This is a genomic window from Acinetobacter kookii, assembly GCF_900096895.1.
GTDB lineage: Bacteria > Pseudomonadota > Gammaproteobacteria > Pseudomonadales > Moraxellaceae > Acinetobacter > Acinetobacter kookii.
Window position 1 is genome coordinate 33,271 of record NZ_FMYO01000003.1, and the last position, 20,363, is coordinate 53,633.

Below are 20,363 nucleotides of genomic sequence, written 5' to 3' on the forward strand. Positions count from 1 at the left end.
ATATGTTGATGTCGAAGACACGTGGAATGCTGATCGTTTCTTTATTGTGCAGTAGTGTTTTGCTGCAGGCTTGTGGAAATGATGGCGAAAAAACAGAAAAAGCTGAAATTAAACCCGCACCCAAACTGACCAATGATGCAACGACTTATGCGCATGAAGCCTGGACATTCATTAACAGGGTGGATGGTCTGGTGTATAAGAAACAGCTGGATCTGATTGATGAACAAGTCCGTAAGCCGGCTCGCAAGCTCAGTACAGATTGGCGCATTAATGTCAAAATGACCGATTCCGTGACTGAGGGAAAATATGCCTTATGTCGTAAGGCATTGACCAGTCTGGAAATCTGGGCGCGTGAGACGATGGAGCAATCCAGTACAGTGGCGCAGAAGCAGGCCGATTACGAACGCGATAAACAGCAATGTAAAGGTGCGATTGAGCATCCGCAGCTGGGCAATACCGACCCGAAAAAGATCGGCGTTTAAATGCAAAGCAAACGAGGCAATGGCCTCGTTTTTTTATATTTTAAATGTTTAAGCAGGTTCTTATTTATAGCTTTAAAGAATGAGTGAGAAGATAAAGTGATAACCTGATAAAAATATTAAATTATCACAAAACGATAAAATATGTATAATAATAGACATTGTTATTATAATATTATTTAAATAAATTCAAGAATTATTTAACTTTAAAAGAATCAGGAGTAATAAAGATGGTAAATAAAGTGTTTTTATCAATAAGTATGGCTGTCGTTTTGAGTGCTTTAAGTAGTGTTGCCACAGCTGCAGAGCCGCTACAGGCCATCCAGGCGTCATTGGACAATGAACATGAAGTTGCGCCATGCACCAATGGGTTTGATGATGTCAATGTGTGTCAATTACGTTCATAAACACGATAAATAAAATAAATGCGTCATCCGGTAAGTCATTCACCTGTCAGGCTTGACCCAAACACAGCTGATACCGCAACGCGATACATCGCTGAATTATTTTCATGATTTAAAATTTTCTTCATGTTCCGATTTAAAGATTGGGAAAGGCATGCGCGATGCGATGCAGTTTCGGTACATCTACAATCTCAATTTTCTTAAAAGATAGGCGCAATATATTTTGCTGTTCCAAAGCTTGCAGTTCCTGATTGATGGTCTGCCGGGAGCAGGTCAGCATTTGAGCCAGTTGTTCCTGAGATAAATGAATGACATTCTTTTCAATACTTAAATGATTGCCATAGCCATTTAAAATAAACATCAAACGCTGTGCCAAACGCTGGCTGATGCTTTGCGTTTGAATGGAAATCAGCTCCAGAAAAGCAAAGCGCAACTTTTGACTGGTCAATTGCGCGATGTGATACCAAAAAACCGGATGCTGTTGCAGCAGTGATTGCAGGGCGGTACTGGAAATATGCAGGATCAGACTTTTTTGCGTGGCAATGGCATCGTGGGAACGGGGCTGGGCATCAACCAGCGAGATTTCACCAAACCACATAATCGGTTCAACAATGGCAGCCACCGACTCTTTGCCATGAATATCAATATAGCCCAGGCGAACGGCACCCTCTAAAACGGCATAGATGCCATTAAATGAATCACCGGCATGAAAAATCGCGTGTTCCTTGTCAAAACGCTGCTGCACGGCATGCTGGATAATGAACTGCTTAAATTCGGCTGACAATTGTGCAAACCATATATTCTGCTGTAAATGATCGATATAAACCGGTTCGAGCATTGTTATTCCTTTTTTAATGTCAGTTGTCGGCTAGCTGACAACTTGTCCGGGTATTTTTTTATATAGTGAAATAAAATATAAGTCTAACAAGGAAACGGTCATGACCAAACTAGAACAGCTGCTGAGCCAGTATGCAGCATATCATCTGGACCAGAAAAATATTTATACCCATTTTATTGGCATTCCATTGATTGTGTTTTCTATTATCTGCCTGACTGCACGTGCCGGTGTGATCATTTCAGGTGTTGAGCTGACGCTGGCTTTAGGGCTATTGCTTGCCAGTACGCTGTATTATCTCAGCCTGGACCGCATCTTTGGCCTGATCATGTTGCTCATCTATGCGCTTGCTTATCCATTCGCTTACAGGATTGCCCAGCTGGATACGGCGGTCTGGTTAAGCTTAAGTATTGGCATTTTTGTGGTGGGATGGGTATTCCAGTTTGTGGGCCATTTTTATGAAAAGAAAAAACCGGCTTTTATGGATGATGTGATTGGCCTAGCAATCGGTCCTTTATTTGTATTGGCTGAAATGGTGTTTATGTTTGGATTTCGAAAAGAGCTGGAGCAACGCATGCTGGCAGAAGCACGCAAGCAACGTGCTGCAATGGATGCCCAGACGGTAAGCCTGAACTGAAAAAGTTCGACATAAAAAAGCCAGCATCATACTTAATGCTGATCAGTTAAGGAGTTTAGAAATAGACTTTTTAATTTTTAAGTAATTCACGGCGGAGTCTTGCCGTTTTAAATCAAACTGTTTCAGCTCATTTGTTACTTTGGTTTCGCCCAAAGTAACCAAAGGCATTTGTCATCCGCAAAACTCGTCAGCCACCATCAACTAGCAAATTTGTCGCAGAAACAATCATTTTTTAATGTAGTCATGCCTCAAACAGTTGCGGATGACTTTTCCACATGTCAAATATAATCATGACTTTAAAAAAGAAAATGCCAGTCAATTTCTTAACTGACTGGCATTACAGCATGATGCTGGCTTTTTAAGCTGTTTTGAAACGTCAGAATGGCTTAAACGTTAAAACGGAAGTGCAGCACATCACCGTCCTGAACCACGTAAGTCTTGCCTTCCAAACGCCATTTACCGGCTTCTTTCGCGCCAGCTTCGCCGTTGTACTGCACGAAGTCATCATAAGCAATACATTCAGCGCGGATAAAGCCTTTTTCGAAATCCGTGTGAATCACACCGGCTGCTTGAGGTGCAGTCGCACCGACTTTCACGGTCCAGGCACGAACTTCCTGTACACCCGCAGTGAAGTAAGTCTGTAAGCCAAGCAGGCTGTAACCGGCACGGATTACGATGTTCAGACCTGGTTCTTCCATGCCCATCGCTTCTAAAAATTCAGCACGGTCTTCATCTTCAAGCAGTGAAATTTCAGCTTCAATCTGGTTGCACAGTGGAACCACAATCGCATTTTCTTCAGCGGCCAATTTTTTAACAGCTTCCAGATGCGGGTTGTTTTCAAAACCGTCTTCAGCCACGTTGGCAATATACATGGTCGGTTTTAAAGTCATTAAACCGAAACCGCGTACCAGTTTGCGTTCATCATCATCCAGATTGGCTGCACGTGCAGGTTTGCCTTCATCCAGTAAAGGCAGGATTTTGTCCAGAACGGCTTTGGTGGCAAGTGCATCTTTGTCGCCGCCTTTTGCAGATTTAGCCAGACGCGTAACCGCTTTAGTCACAGTTTCCAGGTCAGCCAGTGCAAGTTCCGTGTTGATGGTCGCGATATCATCCAGCGGGTCAATCTTACCATTGACGTGAATCACGTTTTCATCTTCAAAACAACGCACCACGTGTGCAATGGCATCAGTTTCACGGATGTTGGCCAGGAACTGGTTACCCAGACCTTCGCCTTTAGAGGCACCGGCAACCAGACCGGCAATGTCTACAAATTCCATGGTGGTTGGAAGCACGCGTTGCGGATTGACAATTTCAGCCAGTTTGTCCAAGCGTGGATCAGGTACAGGCACGATACCGGTGTTTGGTTCGATGGTACAGAACGGGAAATTTTCTGCAGCAATAGCAGCTTTAGTCAATGCATTGAAAAGTGTAGATTTACCAACGTTCGGCAAGCCGACAATACCGCAATTAAAACCCATGAAATGACTCACAACGTGTTATTTAAAAATTGCCGCTGATTTTACATGAAAGCCATGACAAAGTCAGGTCATGGCTGGATGCTTTGTTGAAAACTCCTAAAATGGATAGGGATTTAAATTTTGCGTTTGTCCAGCTGACGGGAGAGGCTATCGCCCGTGGCCTGCACCAGCATGACCAGAATCACCAGCACTACAATTACGGCAAGCATAATCGGCATGTCAAAACGCTGATAACCATAACGATAGGCAATATCGCCCAAACCGCCTGCGCCAATGGCACCGGCAATTGCCGAGGAGTTGATCATGGTGACTAAAGTCACGGTAAAACCGGCCACAATCCCGGGCAGGGCTTCAGGCAGCAGCACATGCCAGATGATCTGCTTGCGGTTACAGCCAATCGCCTGGGCGGCTTCAATCAGACCTTGATCGACCTCGCGTAAGCTGACTTCTGCAATACGGGCAAAGAACGGTGTGGCTGCCAGGGTTAAAGGTACCACCGCGGCCCAGACCCCATAACTGGTGCCAACAATCCAGCGAGTGAGTGGAATGAGCGCCACCATTAAAATTAAAAATGGTACCGAACGGGTAATGTTGACCACCCAGCCCAAGGCCTGATTAATAGGCTTGGATGGATAGATGCCATGTTCGGAGGTGCTGACCAAAATGATCGCGATAGGCAAGCCAATCAGAAAAGCCACAATGGCGGATACGCCGATCATCAATAGCGTGTCAATGGTGCCAGTAAGTAATAAATCAATAAGCTGGTCGTGCATAGCCAATCACCTCAATCTGTGCGATGTACTGTTTTAATTTCTGCTGGAGTAGTGTGGTATCTATATGCAGATCGGGGATAGCGACAATAAAACTGCCGACCAGATGGTTTTGAATGCTGTCGATATGACTCTGATACAAATGCACTGGTGTTTCAAACTGCTCGAAAATCACTTTTAAATCCGGGGCGTGCTGAACACTGGAGGCATAGCGCAGTTTTAAAATGCTATGTGAGCTGTCGGCAATAATCTCTGGCGTTAGTGAAAAAGGCAATTCCAGCTGTTCCAGATTCAGAAGTTCCTGGGTAATATTTTGCTGCGGATTGGAAAAGACTGACCAGACTTCACCTGCTTCAACAATTTCACCGTGTTCAATCACCACCACCTGATCGCAAATTTCACGAATGACCTGCATTTCATGGGTAATTAGCACAATGGTAATCCCGAGCTTTTGATTGATTTCTTTGAGCAGGGACAGCACCACAGAAGTACTTTCCGGGTCCAGGGCAGAGGTTGCTTCATCACAGAGTAAAATTTCCGGATGATGCACCAGTGCGCGGGCAATGCCGACGCGCTGTTTCTGCCCGCCAGACAACTGTGAAGGATAGTTCTGCGATTTATTGCCCAACCCGACCAGTTGCAACACTTCATTGACCCGCGTTTCAATTTCATGTTTGGGATAGTTTGCAACTTTCAGCGGCAGGGCAACATTTTCCCAGACGGTTTTGGCAGACATCAAGTTAAAATGCTGGAAGATCATGCCAATGCGCTGACGCAGCTGGATCAGTTCAGCATGTTTCAGTTCTGCCAGATCTTGCTGGTGAATGTGGATATGTCCTTCACTGATCTGTTCCAGACCATTTAAGGTACGCAGCAAGGAAGATTTACCTGCACCACTTTTGCCGATAATCCCGAAGATTTTTCCTTCCGGAATATCCAGGTTGATGTTTTTCAAGGCATGTACGGATTTACCCTGTACTTCATAATATTTGTTCAGGTTTCTGATCTTGATATGCGGGACGGAAAAGTCCACCTGAGAACCAAAACTCACCATAGTATTCACCTTATTTCCAGCCTTCAAACCACATGCCTGTACCAAAATCCCGGTCTAAAATTGTTTTTACTTTTGCAGAGTTCTGGAAAGCTTTGACAAAGGTTTCGAGCTTTTTATCGTGATCGACATAATCTTTTCGGGTCACAAAAAGAATGGCGTATTTCTTGTCCACCGGGTCTAAAAACAGGGCACTGTGAGGATCGGCTTTTTTCGCCATATTTAAATAATGCGGAAAACCAAAAATCAAATCGGCATCGTCATAGGCCAGAGCCGTTTGCGGACCTTCCACTTCTAAAAATTTAAGCTGTTTTGGATTGGCCACAATATCTTGCAGGGTTGATAGCTCATTATGGATATCTCTGATTTGAATCAGGCCTGCACGATGCAGCAAAATCAATGCACGAGCTGAGTTCACAGGATCACTGGGAATCACCACACGTGCATTTTGTGGCAAGGCCTCTAAGGATTTATATTGCTTGGAATACAAACCGACATGGCTGCCACTGCCGATGCCGAAAGCATGCAGGTCATAACGGGTCTGTTGAATCGCATTCTTTAAAAACACGCTTTGCTGGAAAAAGTTGGCATCAATATCGCCATTTTGTACCGCAACATTGGGAGCCTGCCAGTCTGAAAACTCCACCAGTTTGACATGAATGCCGTCTTTCTCTACTTCTTTTGCAACTGTCTGTAATAGTTCTGCATAAGGCGGACTAATACCAATCGTCAGGACATTATCCTGTTGCGGGTTTTGCACATAACGATAGGTTATTAATCCTGCAATGATGACAAGGACAGTGAGACCTATCAGCAGTTTTTTAAGGTTCAGTTTGGAAACTTGAGACATGATTTAACCCCTTATTTCCAGCCCGGGAACCAGAGTTTGGCACCGAAATCTGCATCCAGAGCCTGTTTCACTTTTGGCGAGTTCTGATAGATCTCGACAAATTTTTTCAGCTTGTCATTTGTATCTTGATAATCTTCACGCACGGCAAACAGGATGGCATAACGGTTGTCCTTGTTAGAGTCAAATAACAGCGCCTGTTCAGGATCAGCCGTTTTTGCCAGACGCAAGTAGTGCGGATAACCAAAAGCCAGATCGACGTCATCAATGGCACGTGCGGTTTGAGGGCCTTCCACTTCAACAAACTGCAATTTTTTCGGATTGCTTGCGATGTCTTTTAGGTTCGATAAATGATTTTCAGGATTCTTCAGGGTAATCAGTTTGGCTTGTTGCAATAACAGTAGAGCACGACCTTGGTTGACAGGGTCGTTTGGAACCACAACTTTGGCGCCATCTTTTAACTCATCAAAGCTTTTGATTTTCTTGGAATATAAACCCACATGCGTGGCTGCACCTTTGGCAAAGGCTTTGATCTTAAAGTCAGTTTCTTTTTTGGCATTATCCAAAAAAGGTTGATGCTGAAAGAAATTGGCATCAATATCGCCGTGATTCAGGGTAATATTGGGCGTGTTCCAGTCGGAAAATTCCACCAGTTTCACGTTCAGGCCTTGCTGTTTGGCCTCGACTGCTGCCACCTGTAAAGGCGTGGCAAAGGATGGGCTGATGCCAATCACCAGTTCATCCGAAGCGGATTTCTTTTGTTGGTTCCAGACCGCCAGTCCAATAATGACGGCGGCAATAATGACCCCAAGAATGGTCAGTTTGGTTTTTGCTGTTTGTGCCATGTTGCACCTCAAAATTTATGCGGATTGTTTTTGCTTTAAGTTGGAATTCGAAGTTGAGGCGGAGCTTGGACATCGAAATTGTTGTGCCGGATGCGAATCTGCAAGCTGGTCTCCCTGATTAAACAGTTTGTGTCTTAAACTGCCTGGTTCATATTCAGTCTTATAGCGACCACGCTGCTGCAATTCAGGAATCACAAGACGGATAAAATCATGGTGCGATTCAGGCGCAACGGTACGGGTCAGGTTGAAGCCATCAATGCCGGTTTCATCAATCAGCTGAATCAGTTTTTCCGCCACAGTGGCGCCACTCCCGACAATCAGCGGATAACGGCCGCCTAATACATGCTGGGCTTTTAAGTCGTTTTTGCTGATGCGCTGTTCTTTAAACTTGTTGTTGACCGAAGCAATGCTGTTGGTTTGCTGGTAAGGAATAGGCTCATCATCGGCAAATCTGGACAGGTCTATGCCGACCGAACTGGAAAAATGCGCCAGACCGGCTTCAGGGCTGGCATAAGCTTGATATTCATCCAGTTTTTGCTGCGCCAGTTCATCGGTTTCCGCAGTCACCACAGTAATGCCGACAAAGATTTTAATATCTTCAGGATTGCGTCCTTGATTGATGGCTTGCTGACGAATCTGATCGACCTGCTTTTTGATTTTTTCCGGTTGATCTCCACCAATAAACATGCCTTCCGCATGCCGGGTGGCAAAGGCCATTCCACGCGGTGAAGCACCGGCCTGAAATAATACCGGGGTGCGCTGAATGGAAGGGGAAACCTGAAACACACCCTGGCTTTGGTAAAATTGGCCCTGATGATTGACCTGATGTACTTTGGCCGGATCGGTAAAGATACGGTTTTGTTTATCTTTGAGCACTGCATCATTTTCCCAGGAGCCTTCCCAGAACTTATAGCAAAGCTGTAAAAACTCCTCGGCCTGTTCATAGCGCAGGTCGTGGTCTTTAAGGCCTTTTTCACCAATTAATCGCTGTGCGCTGTCCAGATAACCGGTGACAATATTCCAGCCAATACGGCCATTGGTCAGATGATCCATACTGGCAAAACGACGGGAAAACTGATAAGGCGATTCATAACTTAAATTGACGGTAATACCGAATCCAAGGTTTTGCGTCACAGCAGCCATGGCAGAAACCAGAGTACTGGGGTCATGGCTCGGTAACTGAATCGATTCTTTTAACGTCAGGTCGATATTGTTTTGATAGACATCATACACCCCAGTAATGTCGGCAATAAACAGGCCGTCAAACAGTCCTTGTTCCAGAGTTTGGGCTAAATCTGTCCAGTAACTCAGCTCATTAAAGCGGTGTGACTCATCGCGCGGATGGGTCCATAAGCCATGATTGATATGACCGACACAGTTCATGTCAAAAGCATTCAGCAAGATTTTCTTGGGTACGAATTGTGATGTTTTTGTCATTACAATGTCCCCCGACGCGGTGGCAGTACGCCATTTAAAATATGATTGGCAATGAAATAATATTTCCAGCGCGAAGCATCATGCAGCGTATGCACGCGGGCATTGCGCCAGAAGCGGTCCAGACCATCTTCACGCTGGCTGCCGCGGCTACCGGCCAGTTCAACCAGTTTTGAGGAGGCTTTGAGTGCAGTTTCGGTGCTGTGTGCACGCACTTTGGCAACATCCAGAGAGGCTTTAGCGACATTTTCTGCGGTTGGTGCAGGTCTGGCGGCATCAATCGAGCGAGCGGCCTGTTTCAGTAAAACTTCAGAGGCACGCACATCGGCGACAATCCGGCCCAGTTCAAATTTTGTCAGAGGGTCGTCGGTGGCTTGATCTACGCCAGAATCGATCCACGGGCGGGCCTGACGCACACGCTTTAAGGTTTCTTCAAAAGCGGCACGGGCAATCCCGGTTTCAATCGAGGCATGCAGCAATTGCGCAAACGGACCCGAGATGGTTGGCTCTGAATAGGCAATATCAAATGGCACTACATCTTCAGCGAGCACCTGCACATTATTGAATTTCACTGTGCCGCTGCCTGTAGTACGTTGCCCGAAACCACTCCAGTCATCGATTAAAGTCAGACCTTCGCTATTACGCGGAACAAAAGCCAGGAACTGCTGATCCTGTTCATCGACCACCAGTGTTGGAATGCGATGAGCAAATAAACTGCCGGTGCAATAAAACTTTTCGCCATTAATCACATAGCCCTGATCAGTTTTGCGTATCGCGGTTTGACGCTGTGCAGCAGTTTTGGTTTTAAACTCGGCCAGGGCATTGCCAAAACGGGCACCTTTTAACACTTCAGCATAGAGTTTCTGTTTTTGCTGTTTGGTGCCGCTATTGCGCAGGATCTCCAGGCCATAAAAATGGTTTTGAGGAATCTGGCCAATCGAACCATCTACACCACTCATCAGTGCAATGACTTGCGCGACGGTATAACTGGATACCTCTGCACCGCCATACTGTTTCGGTACCGTGATTGCCCAGAGTCCAGACTGGCTATAGGCTTCGATTTCTTCAAATGGGAGAATACGCTCGGCATCGCGCTGCACGGCTCCAGCTTTGAACTGTTCCGCTAAATTATGTGCAATTTCCAGCGCCTCTGCATCAGACTGAATGATGTGTGCATGCGCCAGTTGTTCCGATTGAAAAGGAAGAATATTTTGATATGAAGTCATGGGCAGTGTCCTTAAATCCAGGCGTGGCGGGCAGGGAGTTTATGATTCAGGTAATAATCCCCAAGCGCATGCAATTTCCATCGCACCGGATCATGCAAGGTATGTACACGGGCATTGCGCCAGTGCTGATCCAGGTTGTGCTGGCTCAGGCTGGAACGGCTACCGCCAAGTTCCAGTAATTTTTCTGAAATGTGCAGGGCTGCATCGTTGGCATAAATTTTCGCTTCAGCGACCAAAATAGAGGCTTTTGCCGCCTGTTCATCTGTGACCGATTCTAGTCGATCCAGTTCATCCAGATATTCAGCCGCTTCATCAAGCAGTAAAATGGCTGCATCCAGAAGAACAGAAGATTTGCCGACTTCCTGTAAGGTGTAATGTTCAAAACTGGCTTTGTCCACTTGAGCATCCACAATCGGGCGGGCCTTATGCACGGCAGTAATAGTATCGGCAAAGGCGGCTTCAGCAATGCCGACATCAATGGCCACCTGTAATAACTGTGAATACGCACCGCGGTAATTGGGCTGGCTGGAAAGCAGGCGTTCATCAAAAATCAGCAGCGGATCAACTTCCACATGGTCGAGTCTAACCGTGCCACTTGAAGTGGTACGCTGTCCAAAACCGTTCCAGTTATCAATCACATTCACGCCTTCAGCCTGAGCATTGACGAGGGTCAGTACCACATGACCTTCCGGATGGATGGCTTTAATCGCGAGCCAGTGGGCAAAACTGCTGCCAGTCGAATAGAATTTTTCGCCATCGACAAAATAGCGGCCATTTTCAATCGTGAGCGTAGTCGCCAGGGTTTTGGTATCTTTGGTATGGCGTTCCGGGCCACCATTGGCCAGGCGTTTACCTTGTAAAATTTCTTGATAAATAAACTGTTTTTGCTGCTCCGTACCCATCATCTGGATCATGTTCAACAGCGCAATCTGGTTTTGTGGAATTTGTCCCACACTGGAATCGGCTTTATTCAAAATACGGAATACATGGGCAAGCGTTTTATTGGAAACGAATGCACCCCCAAACTGTTTTGGGATACGAATTCCACCTAAGCCTTTCTGGCTGAACAGATCAATTTCAGCAAAAGGCAACAAGCGCTGTTGATCACGTTCATTGCGACCTTCCAAAGCAAAATCTGCGACATGATAAGCAGCATGAATAGCTTCAAGATCGTTTTCAATCACATGAACATTTTCAGAAATTAAACGAGACATAATGACACCTTAAATCGATATCAAAACGCTACAAGTAATCGAATTCAAAATTAAGCAATTGCTTTTGCAAAGCTTATGAAAAATCCTGTTTAAAATAAAAACTGCTAGATTTTTATTTATTTTGGATATATTAAATGTTTAAAAAACAACATGATTTTATTTTTTAAGAAATTTGTTGGAGGATTTTGATGGGGAGATATCTACTTTAAAGATAATCAAGACAAAAAAATGTATAAAAATAAAAAGTGTATGACTGACAGGATCAAGATAATATTTTGAATAAAAAGCGCATTGTAATTCCGGGGTAGGGTGACTAAAGTATCCGACTGAATTAGATGGTTTTGGCTTGGCAGAACTAAAAAAATAAACGCGGAGTTTTTATGCGAATTTTATACCAGTTTCCTTTATCTCATTTTTGTGAAAAAGCGCGCTGGTTGCTCGATCATAAAGAGTTGGATTATGTGGCGCATAATCTGATTCCAGGAGTGCATCGTGCATTTGCCCAATTAAAAACTGGACAAAACCGTTTACCTATTTTACGTGATCAAGATTTTTGGATTGCCGACTCGACTGAAATTGCCTTATATCTGGATGACGTATATCCGGAACATTCTTTATTGCGTGCTGATCCCCAGCAGCGCCAACTAGCTTTGGAAATCAATGGGCTTGCCACCGAACTGGGCAGACACGTGCGTCGTTGGGGGCTGGCCCATACTTTGACAGAAAATGAAGAATCTTTAGATATTCTGATTGGTGAAAAGGGCTATTTACGCCAGTTTGAAAAATATTCCAAACCGATTATCAGAGCCCTGCTTTCTAAAGGTTACCAACTGAATGCAGACAAGGTGGCCGAATCTAAACTGCACATGGACAGTATCATCCAAAATTTAAATGAAAGATTGATTGAAAATCATGGACGTTATTTTGTCGGTGAACGCCTAGGGCTTGCTGATATTGCTGTCTGTTCAATGCTTGCCCCCATTCTGGAAATTCCAGGTACACCCTGGGAAAAAGAGCAGGGTGAAACCTTATCTGAAGAATTTCGTCAATATAAAGAGCATCTAATGACATTACCCTTGGGACAATATGTGCTGCGCATCTATCAAACCGAACGTAATGCACGGGTGGATTGGCGCGGTGTTTAAAAGGAACACCTAAAAATACGCGCTATATCGCGCGTATTATTGCAAATCAAATGACTGTATTCTTTTGTTTTGTTCGAGCATTTAATTTTTAATCAATTTCTAGGTAGATATAAAAGATAAGCAGTGATCCGGAGCAGGACACTTGAGTAGATGAGTGTTAAATTCGATATATAATTAAAATTACAATTGGTCGTTTTTTATACTTAAATGACCAGCGGTAATCGAGGTAGACAGCAAAATTTCTCTTATGTGTTCACCAGTTTTTGGAAAATATTTTCAGGATATTAAAACTTTGTGAAAAATAAATAATTGTTGTATAACAGAGAGAGCGTAATATTTTACGTATCTATAGATTATTGAAAAGAGTATAAAATGGAACTGGATCGTTTCGATAAACAGATTCTAGAAATATTGAGTCATGAAGATGTCAACTTAAATGAACTTTCGGAACGTATAAACCTTTCTGTGAGCTCAGTGCATCGACGGATCAAGCATCTGATTGAAGCCAATATCATGACCCATTTAAAGCGTGATATTAACTATGCCAAGTTGGGTTTCAGCTTGCATGTACTTTTGCAGGTTTCTTTAAATAAACATGACACGGATACGTTCGCCAAGTTTTTAGAAGAACTGGAAAGTATTCCTGAAGTGATTAATGCCTTTTTGGTGACCGGCCAATCTGCTGACTTTATTGTTGAAGTCGTTGCAAAAGATATGGAAAACTATAGTGAAATTCTTTTAAAGCGGATTGGTAAAATTGAGCATGTGGTGGCATTACATTCCAGTTTTGTGATTAAGGAATATAAGGTACTGAATTGTAGCGGCTTGCTTAATCGAATCTGAGTTAAAAACTTATCCTATGTTTTGTTCACAGTTCTATATATAGAAAAGGTTTTCAAGCCCATAAAAAACGCACCCAAAGGTGCGTTTTTTGCTTTAAATACCGTTAAGCATCTAATTCTGCTAATACTTCTTCTGAAAATTCAACGTTGGTATAAACGTTTTGAACATCATCAAGATCTTCAAGCATATCAATCATCTTCATGATTTTTTTCGCCTGGTCGATATCTGTGATTTCAGCTTTTGTTGATGGATTCATCACAACTTCGGCATTGTCAGATTTAAGGCCGGCAGCGGCTAAAGCATCTTGAACTGTACCGAAACTTTCTGGAGTGGTAATGACCAAGATTTCTTCTTCATCAACTTCAATATCTTCTGCACCTGCTTCTAAAGCTACGTCCATGATTTGATCTTCCAAAGATACATCTTCAAAAGTAATCTCACCACGTTTAGTAAACATATAAGCAACCGAGCCCGCAGTACCCAGGTTACCATCTGTTTTAGAGAAACAGTGGCGTACGTCAGGAACTGTACGGTTTAAGTTGTCTGTCATTGTTTCAACAATAACGGCAACGCCGCCTACGCCATAACCTTCATAAGTAACTTCTTTTAAATCAGCATTTTCTTCACCGCCAACACCGCGCTGGATTGCACGGTTGATGGTATCACGTGTCATATTTGCGACTAATGCTTTTTCAACGACAGCACGTAAACGTGGGTTAGACGCAACATCACCACCGCCTAAACGGGCAGCTGTAACAATTTCACGAATGAATTTTGTGAATACTTTAGCGCGGCTCGCATCTTGTTTTGCTTTACGATGCTTAGTATTAGCCCACTTGGAATGACCCGCCATGCGAAATATGCTCCTTGTAGATTGGCCTTATGCCTATCAGATTGCGCAAATTCTACCATAAGCCCTTTTTTCTTAGAAAGGGCTCAGTTTTGAGTTTTTAAACAAATGCTGCTTAGTTTTTATCTTCGGAAATGTTTTGAGGTTCAGGAATAGTAATATCCAATCCTACCTTTTCTTTGTAGAGCTGTTTTAATAAAGCCAGGTCGTGATTAATTTCTGTGGGATAAATCTTGCCTAAAATGCCACCTTGTTTGGTCTGTGAATTGGCATACATTAAAACAATAGGCACACCAGCGGCTTTGGCAATATACCAGAAACCTGTACGGATGGGCTTTCTGGCTTCACCTGTTTTGGCACGGGTCGCTTCAGGCGCAATCACCAGATTGAATTTTTCATTCTGCTGAAAATGCTCGACCATAAGAGAAACAATATCCTGATTTGCTTTTCGGTCGACAGCAATTCCACCGATAGCCTCTAATAAAGGTTTCATGGGACCTTTAAATAATTCTTTTTTAATCAGGGTATGAATTTTTATATCATAAATCTGGAACAGTGCCAGTGAAAGCACGGCATCCATCATGGAAGTATGTTCAAACCCGACAATAACCTGCTTATTTTCAAGTACATCTGGTTCAACTTGATATTTCCATCCTGCAAGCTTAAATGCGGATTCACCAATAAATTTTTTTAACATAAATGTGCGGGATATTTGACAATATGAAAGTGGGCTAATTTCTGCCTGTTCGTATATATAGTCAAGTACCGATGCATTAAAAATGACCAAATAAATACGCTTGATATAGTTTCTAAAAATACACCTATTAATTGTTTTTATATATAAAAAGATATTAAAAAGATGTAAAAGATATTATTTAATACAAATTAAGACTTAATAATGACTGGTCAGATGAAAAGATACCTATTAGACTTTTGTCGAAGATAAAATTTTTTAAACACATGGTCTGACCTGGACAGTTGTTTAATGAGGATTGAAAAGAATGATGTATGTTTCGACTTTTCTATTGGCATTTTGCTTGTTTATGCTCGTTGTTGTATGGTCTTTAATCGAAATTCGCATTGAAGAGCAAAAAGAACGTAGTCTTTAGCTATTGCTTTGCAGTCGAAGCTTAAAAATATTTATTATTTAGATTTTAAAAATACTCTGTTCACAATCTAAATAAAAATTAAAGTAATATCTTTTAGGTATAATTTATTCATCTTTTTCACATGATTTGAATGTCAAAAATGCTGAACGATTGATGACTAAATTTGGTCTGAGTATTTTTTAAATGGCGGATTCAAACGTCATTCATTTAAAAAGTTGGCTGTCGAGAGAGTGAACTATCAATCCGGCTATTTTTTTGAATTTTATATTTCCTTAAATATTGTTCATTCTTCTTAATTTATTCGTGTAAGACATTGGTTCAGTATATTTCATTGGAATGTTTCAAATACTTATTATGAAGGGCTTTGACTATAAATTTACGATTTATTCACTCTAAGCAAGAGTTGAGTGTATTGAAAGAATAATAGCCGTTTGAAAGATGTCCAAAATTGTTGCGTTAGTGTGCAGGTATAAACAAAAGGACTTGTCTTTTAAAAAAATCTTCGATAGTATGCTTTTCGTCTGAAATTATTGATAAATAAAGCTTTCAGAATATAGGGCCTATAGCTCAGTTGGTTAGAGCAGCGGACTCATAATCCGTTGGTCGACAGTTCAAGTCTGTCTGGGCCCACCATATTTTATAATCATATGCACTCATATGAAATCTAAACCCTTAATTCTTAACGGATTAAGGGTTTTTTTATACTTAAAATAATCTTATATACACTCATACAGGAACTGCTCGTTTGTATCCTTGTTTGTATCCTAAATTTAAAATATAACTCAGGATACAAAGTTTAAATAAATGGTAGGTAAACAAAGAGTTATGAGCAGAAATAAACTTTTATCTGATGTGGCATATGCTGCTTTAAAAGCAAAAGATAAAGAATATCGAAAGGCAGATATTTCAGGACTTTATATGAAAGTTCAAACTTCAGGTAAGAAGTCATGGCAACTTCGTTTGAAGAATAATGAGGGTAAATGGACATGGGTCGGTTTAGGGTCTTACCCTGATGTTTCAGTTAAAAATGCTCGAGCACAAGCTTTAAAATTTCAATCGGGAGAGCTTCAAATTGTTACGCGATCAGAACGTCTAAAACAAGCTCAACGTGATGAAAGTGAGTTGTTTGAGTACTTAATGCGAGATTGGATCGATACTAAGAAAAATACATGGGATCCAACAACATTTAAGAAAGAGGTTCAATCTATTGAAAAGCATCTTCTGCCTGTTTTTGGTCAACGTAAATATAAAGATATTACTTCTGGAGAATGGCTTGAATTCTTCCAAACAAAACAACGTGAAGAAAAAATTTTCAATCGAATCGAAAAATTAGTTTCATATTGCCGGAATGCTTATGATTTGGCTGTTTTTAAAGATGAGATTAAATTCAACCCTCTAACTGGTATTCAGAAGTTTTTAGACAAGTCTAATCCAGGGTGTATGAAACACATTCCTATAAAAGAACTTCCTGAAATGATTGGAAAAATCAGGGAATACCGCTCTGAAGAAATCAGTATTGGGTTAGAATTACTGATACATATGTTTCCAAGACCTGGGGAACTTAGGCAAGCACAGTGGAAGCAATTCGACTTTGATGAACGGGTTTGGATTAGACCTGGTTCAATAATGAAAAAGGGGATTGAACATGGAATACCTCTGTCAGATCAAGCAATTACTTTGTTAACAAGATTGAAATCAATTTCGAAACGTGAGAGTGATTATCTATTTCCAGCTCGAGACAGTGTTAATAAGTCAATTTCAAATTTAACTTTCAATACAGCCCTAAATAGATTGGGATACTTTGGGAAGCAGAATCCACACGGCTTTAGACATATTGCATCAACGAAATTAAACGATAAATTTAGTGATCGATCACAAGTGATCGAGTCTGCATTAGCTCACTTAAAATCTGGGGTAAAAGGAGCCTACGACAAAGGCGCACACCTTCGAGAAAGGTATGAAATCATGCAGTATTGGTCGGACTACCTTGAACAAATTTGTGGACCGAGAGAGTTTCCTAAGATTCATGTAAGCTAATTTTTAAGCAGTTTTTTACTATTTTTCCATTTTTTTAACGTACAACAGGCCTTTTTTTTGAAGCATGCTAGTTTTGAAATTATCTATTAATCATTAGGAATAGAGATGATTTCAAATACTGCATTTGACATTGTTGTAAATGGTATCGTATTAAAGCCACTCAGATTAAAAAAGAAAGAAGTATGTGACTATCTGGAATTTTCAGTAGAGCAGTTAAGAAAAGTTTCGATGAATGATGAAAGCTTTCCAAGACCGATCAAAACTGGTAGTACACGACAATCTGGTGTTTATTATGATTTCAACGAAATAACGGTTTGGAAAGAAAAAAATTACGGTAAGTAAGTTTTATGAATTAGGCCCTAAGGGGCCTAATTTTTTTATAGAAAGATGCGAGAAGTATTGTTAATTGGCTAATAAATAAATAAAACTGTTTATTTTCTCATTTTTTTAACCACACACAGAGATATTTTAGAGTTGATGCTAGATTAAATCTTTCAACAGATTCCAATTTAAGCAGGTTTAATAGTATCAATGAGTTCTTGTAAAACGCATACTAAGTCTAATGAGATTTATCAGTTTTTGAATAAGAAAACAGTTTGTAAACTTCTTCGAATTTCGATTAATGAACTTCGAGAGCAAGAACTAAAAGATGATCTTTTCCCACGGGGAATCAAAAGCGGAATGAGCAAGCAATGTGGAGTTAAGTATCGTTATGATGAGATTATTGACTGGCATTTAAAAGAGCTGGCCAGACGTCAATGAAATGTAAATGCCGAGACTGTAAATTAAAATGACTAAGACAAGAACTATTATTGTGATTGAAGTTATTGTGCAAATTCTTATTTAAATGATCATTAAATTTTGTGCTAACTTGGACAGACATTATTCGGCTAGTTGGACAAACAGTTATTGTTCTTTAAGATGATTAATTAATCGCTCATAGTCATTTTTAGAAAGTTTACCAATGTAAGTTAATTTTGTTTTATCAATTGGCAGCTGATATGTCTGTACGGTATCAATCCATTAGTACCCACCATCATCGTTTAAAAATGCTTGAGCAGATTTTGTATTTGATACTTTTACACTTGGGATATTATGGCTAAGTGCTATGAGCTGTGCTGTATTAAAATCATCATCACTTATTTGATTGCTTACAGGGATTCGACCTGTTTTGGCAATTTCAGCCATGACCATACTAAAAACAGATGCAGGGGTTAGCCCAACTTTTTTTATAATGTACTCTGCTGATTCCGAAATAGCCTCATCCACAGAATATTGAACTCTCTTTTTTATTAGCGTAGACATTTAACACCTCTCAATCTTATTAATGCCATTTTATGCCATAAAATGGCACAGGGAAAGTGAGTAGTAAGTGTCCATTCTTAATAAGAATTGGTATCCAAGTAGCTGTTGATTTTGCATTATTGAATTAGAAAGTGAATTTTACATTAAAATTGAGTAAAAAACCGTCAATTGTAGACTAAAATCTACACTGAACTTGAGCCTGACATTTTCTGTTTTATTCGTATATACGAATACAAAAGACTTATGAATAGTGCAATTTTCCGAATAATTACATAGATACTGGTACCAGAAAGTTTAAATCTTTGTTCATTTATTTGTGAGATTTAGTGTCTATTTGAATAAGAATATGCAGGATATAGCTCTATCAGCGTATTACATTTTTTTTGACACGATTTCCTAAGCTACCCCTCAAATTCATGCTAAAAAAAATGTAATAGTGGCTAAGCAGAAAGCCTGATTTAAGAGGATTCGATGCATTGGGATATTACATTTTTTTTGACACGATTTCCTAAGCTACCCCTCAAATTCATGCTAAAAAAAATGTAAGAGTTACTAAGCAGAAAGCCTGATTTGACAGGATTCGATGCATTTGGATATTACATTTTTTTTGACACGATTTCCTAAGCTACCCCTCAAATTCATGCTAAAAAAAATGTAAGAGTTACTAAGCAGAAAGCCTGATTTGACAGGATTCGATGCATTTGGATATTACATTTTTTTTGACACGATTTCCTAAGCTACCCCTCAAATTCATGCTAAAAAAAATGTAAGAGTTACTAAGCAGAAAGCCTGATTTGACAGGATTCGATGCATTTGGATATTACATTTTTTTTGACACGATTTCCTAAGCTACCCCTCAAATTCATGCTAAAAAAAATGTAATAGTGGCTAAGCAGAAAGCCTGATTTAAGAGGATTCGATGCATTTGGATAGGCTTTGTTGCACAAACCTATCTGTAAAGGGTTTTTCAGCGATATAATTTTCAAATGAAGAAGCCTACACACAAAATCTACCGCACAACCAATTGGCCCGTATATAACCGAGCACTCATGAGTCGCGGAAATATTGCCATTTGGTTTGATCCTGCTACGCAATGGTATGCGCCATCAAAAGGCAAACAAGGGCGAAATCAAACCTACTCCGACGCAGCCATCCAATGCTGCTTAATGATTAAATCCTTATTCCGTCTGTCTTTACGTATGGTCACTGGCTTTGTGCAAAGTCTGATTAAACTTTGCGGATTAAATTGGATAGCTCCAGATTACACCACGCTTTGTAGAAGACAAAAGCATATTGATATTGTAATCAGCTACCAAAAAAGTAGCGATGGGCTGCATCTACTCATGGACTCTACAGGCATGAAGTTTCTAGGTGAGGGCGAATGGAAACGCAAGAAACATGGACCTGAATATCGTCGCCAATGGCGTAAACTTCATATTGGTATAGATGCTAAAACCCTACAAATACGAGCAGTTCAGCTTACAACCAATAATGTCAGTGATTCACAGGTGCTTGGTGATTTACTTAATCAGATTCCACAAGATGAGCAGATTAACTCTGTTTATACCGATGGAGCTTATGACACCAAGCAATGCCGTCAGGTCATTGCAGATCGGCAAGCGCATGCGGTGATTCCACCTAGAAAAAATGCGAAACCATGGGCTTTGTTGCATAAATATGTAAGCATCTGATTTAAATAAATTTAATTTTGGATCAAAAAATAATCAAAACTTTTAAAATCATATAGTTATGAAATCTTTGTGCAACAAAGCCCATAAAAAATGAAAATTCAAGTGATCTTAAGTCAGCACAACATAATAGTTGTAGAAGAATGTTTAGCAAAAAATAATACCC

General features: G+C 41.0%; 20 protein-coding genes, 1 tRNA gene and 1 pseudogene. 10 read left to right on the top strand and 12 right to left on the bottom strand.

What is annotated here, in order from left to right:
• Positions 1-2 precede the first annotated feature (2 nt).
• Positions 3-482, top strand: coding sequence for a hypothetical protein (locus BLP85_RS06325; protein WP_092819283.1), 480 nt, complete (start codon positions 3-5; stop codon positions 480-482).
• A gap of 269 nt (positions 483-751) precedes the next feature.
• Entirely contained in the window at positions 752-886 is a 135-nt protein-coding gene (locus BLP85_RS15130) for a hypothetical protein (RefSeq protein ID WP_265733820.1), read from the top strand.
• A 133-nt stretch (positions 887-1,019) separates the two neighbouring features.
• On the opposite strand, the gene BLP85_RS06330 is transcribed toward BLP85_RS15130, so the two are convergent.
• Positions 1,020-1,721: a Crp/Fnr family transcriptional regulator gene (locus BLP85_RS06330; RefSeq protein WP_092819284.1), complete on the bottom strand. Its 702-nt coding sequence runs from the start codon at positions 1,719-1,721 to the stop codon at positions 1,020-1,022.
• A gap of 100 nt (positions 1,722-1,821) precedes the next feature.
• Here BLP85_RS06330 and BLP85_RS06335 point away from each other — a divergent pair, with 100 nt between their 5' ends.
• Positions 1,822-2,355 (top strand): Mpo1 family 2-hydroxy fatty acid dioxygenase, encoded by a 534-nt coding sequence (locus tag BLP85_RS06335; RefSeq protein WP_092819285.1) that lies wholly within the window; start codon positions 1,822-1,824, stop codon positions 2,353-2,355.
• 386 nt (positions 2,356-2,741) lie between these two features.
• Here the strand turns inward: BLP85_RS06335 and ychF are convergent, their stop codons facing one another.
• From ychF to BLP85_RS06375, 8 genes are all read right to left on the bottom strand, one after another.
• Complete coding sequence (gene ychF / locus BLP85_RS06340; protein WP_092819286.1) at positions 2,742-3,833, bottom strand: redox-regulated ATPase YchF; 1,092 nt, start codon at positions 3,831-3,833, stop codon at positions 2,742-2,744.
• A 113-nt stretch (positions 3,834-3,946) separates the two neighbouring features.
• Positions 3,947-4,606: a methionine ABC transporter permease gene (locus BLP85_RS06345; protein WP_092819287.1), complete on the bottom strand. Its 660-nt coding sequence runs from the start codon at positions 4,604-4,606 to the stop codon at positions 3,947-3,949.
• A complete protein-coding gene (locus tag BLP85_RS06350; protein WP_092819288.1) occupies positions 4,587-5,657 on the bottom strand; it encodes a methionine ABC transporter ATP-binding protein in 1,071 nt (356 codons plus the stop codon). The genes BLP85_RS06345 and BLP85_RS06350 overlap by 20 nt, the downstream gene beginning before the upstream one ends.
• A gap of 10 nt (positions 5,658-5,667) precedes the next feature.
• Entirely contained in the window at positions 5,668-6,504 is an 837-nt protein-coding gene (locus BLP85_RS06355; RefSeq protein ID WP_092819289.1) for a MetQ/NlpA family ABC transporter substrate-binding protein, read from the bottom strand.
• Positions 6,505-6,515: 11 nt separating this feature from the next.
• The gene (locus BLP85_RS06360; RefSeq protein WP_092819290.1) at positions 6,516-7,346 is read right to left on the bottom strand and encodes a MetQ/NlpA family ABC transporter substrate-binding protein; all 831 of its coding nucleotides are present in this window, start codon (positions 7,344-7,346) and stop codon (positions 6,516-6,518) included.
• A 15-nt stretch (positions 7,347-7,361) separates the two neighbouring features.
• The gene (locus BLP85_RS06365) at positions 7,362-8,783 is read right to left on the bottom strand and encodes an LLM class flavin-dependent oxidoreductase (protein ID WP_092819291.1); all 1,422 of its coding nucleotides are present in this window, start codon (positions 8,781-8,783) and stop codon (positions 7,362-7,364) included.
• Positions 8,783-10,006, bottom strand: a complete 1,224-nt coding sequence (locus tag BLP85_RS06370; RefSeq protein WP_092819292.1) for an SfnB family sulfur acquisition oxidoreductase — start codon at positions 10,004-10,006, stop codon at positions 8,783-8,785. Before BLP85_RS06370 ends, BLP85_RS06365 begins: the two co-directional genes overlap by 1 nt.
• Positions 10,007-10,017: 11 nt before the next feature.
• Positions 10,018-11,220, bottom strand: coding sequence for an SfnB family sulfur acquisition oxidoreductase (locus BLP85_RS06375; protein WP_092819293.1), 1,203 nt, complete (start codon positions 11,218-11,220; stop codon positions 10,018-10,020).
• Between the two features lie 380 nt (positions 11,221-11,600).
• Between BLP85_RS06375 and BLP85_RS06380 the strand changes: the two genes are divergently transcribed.
• Both BLP85_RS06380 and BLP85_RS06385 read left to right on the top strand, forming a co-directional pair.
• Positions 11,601-12,365, top strand: a complete 765-nt coding sequence (locus BLP85_RS06380; RefSeq protein WP_092819294.1) for a glutathione S-transferase family protein — start codon at positions 11,601-11,603, stop codon at positions 12,363-12,365.
• A 372-nt stretch (positions 12,366-12,737) separates the two neighbouring features.
• Positions 12,738-13,208, top strand: coding sequence for an Lrp/AsnC family transcriptional regulator (locus BLP85_RS06385; RefSeq protein ID WP_092819295.1), 471 nt, complete (start codon positions 12,738-12,740; stop codon positions 13,206-13,208).
• 103 nt (positions 13,209-13,311) lie between these two features.
• On the opposite strand, the gene BLP85_RS06390 is transcribed toward BLP85_RS06385, so the two are convergent.
• Positions 13,312-14,061: a YebC/PmpR family DNA-binding transcriptional regulator gene (locus BLP85_RS06390; protein ID WP_092819296.1), complete on the bottom strand. Its 750-nt coding sequence runs from the start codon at positions 14,059-14,061 to the stop codon at positions 13,312-13,314.
• Between the two features lie 112 nt (positions 14,062-14,173).
• Positions 14,174-14,755 (bottom strand): 1-acyl-sn-glycerol-3-phosphate acyltransferase, encoded by a 582-nt coding sequence (locus BLP85_RS06395; protein ID WP_092819297.1) that lies wholly within the window; start codon positions 14,753-14,755, stop codon positions 14,174-14,176.
• A gap of 968 nt (positions 14,756-15,723) precedes the next feature.
• Here BLP85_RS06395 and BLP85_RS06400 point away from each other — a divergent pair.
• From BLP85_RS06400 to BLP85_RS06415, 4 genes are all read left to right on the top strand, one after another.
• Positions 15,724-15,800: transfer RNA gene (locus BLP85_RS06400), tRNA-Ile, on the top strand.
• 171 nt (positions 15,801-15,971) lie between these two features.
• Positions 15,972-17,204 carry a tyrosine-type recombinase/integrase gene (locus tag BLP85_RS06405; RefSeq protein ID WP_228143259.1) on the top strand — a complete coding sequence of 411 codons (1,233 nt, stop codon included), beginning with the start codon at positions 15,972-15,974 and terminating at the stop codon, positions 17,202-17,204.
• Positions 17,205-17,309: 105 nt separating this feature from the next.
• Entirely contained in the window at positions 17,310-17,546 is a 237-nt protein-coding gene (locus BLP85_RS06410) for a hypothetical protein (RefSeq protein WP_092819298.1), read from the top strand.
• A 189-nt stretch (positions 17,547-17,735) separates the two neighbouring features.
• Entirely contained in the window at positions 17,736-17,966 is a 231-nt protein-coding gene (locus BLP85_RS06415; protein ID WP_092819299.1) for a hypothetical protein, read from the top strand.
• Between the two features lie 261 nt (positions 17,967-18,227).
• Here the strand turns inward: BLP85_RS06415 and BLP85_RS06420 are convergent, their stop codons facing one another.
• Positions 18,228-18,509, bottom strand: a complete 282-nt coding sequence (locus tag BLP85_RS06420) for a type II toxin-antitoxin system RelB/DinJ family antitoxin (RefSeq protein WP_092819300.1) — start codon at positions 18,507-18,509, stop codon at positions 18,228-18,230.
• Positions 18,510-19,495: 986 nt separating this feature from the next.
• Between BLP85_RS06420 and BLP85_RS06425 the strand changes: the two are divergent.
• Positions 19,496-20,170: pseudogene (locus BLP85_RS06425) on the top strand (IS5-like element ISAba12 family transposase); the annotation flags it as partial.
• Positions 20,171-20,363 lie beyond the last annotated feature (193 nt).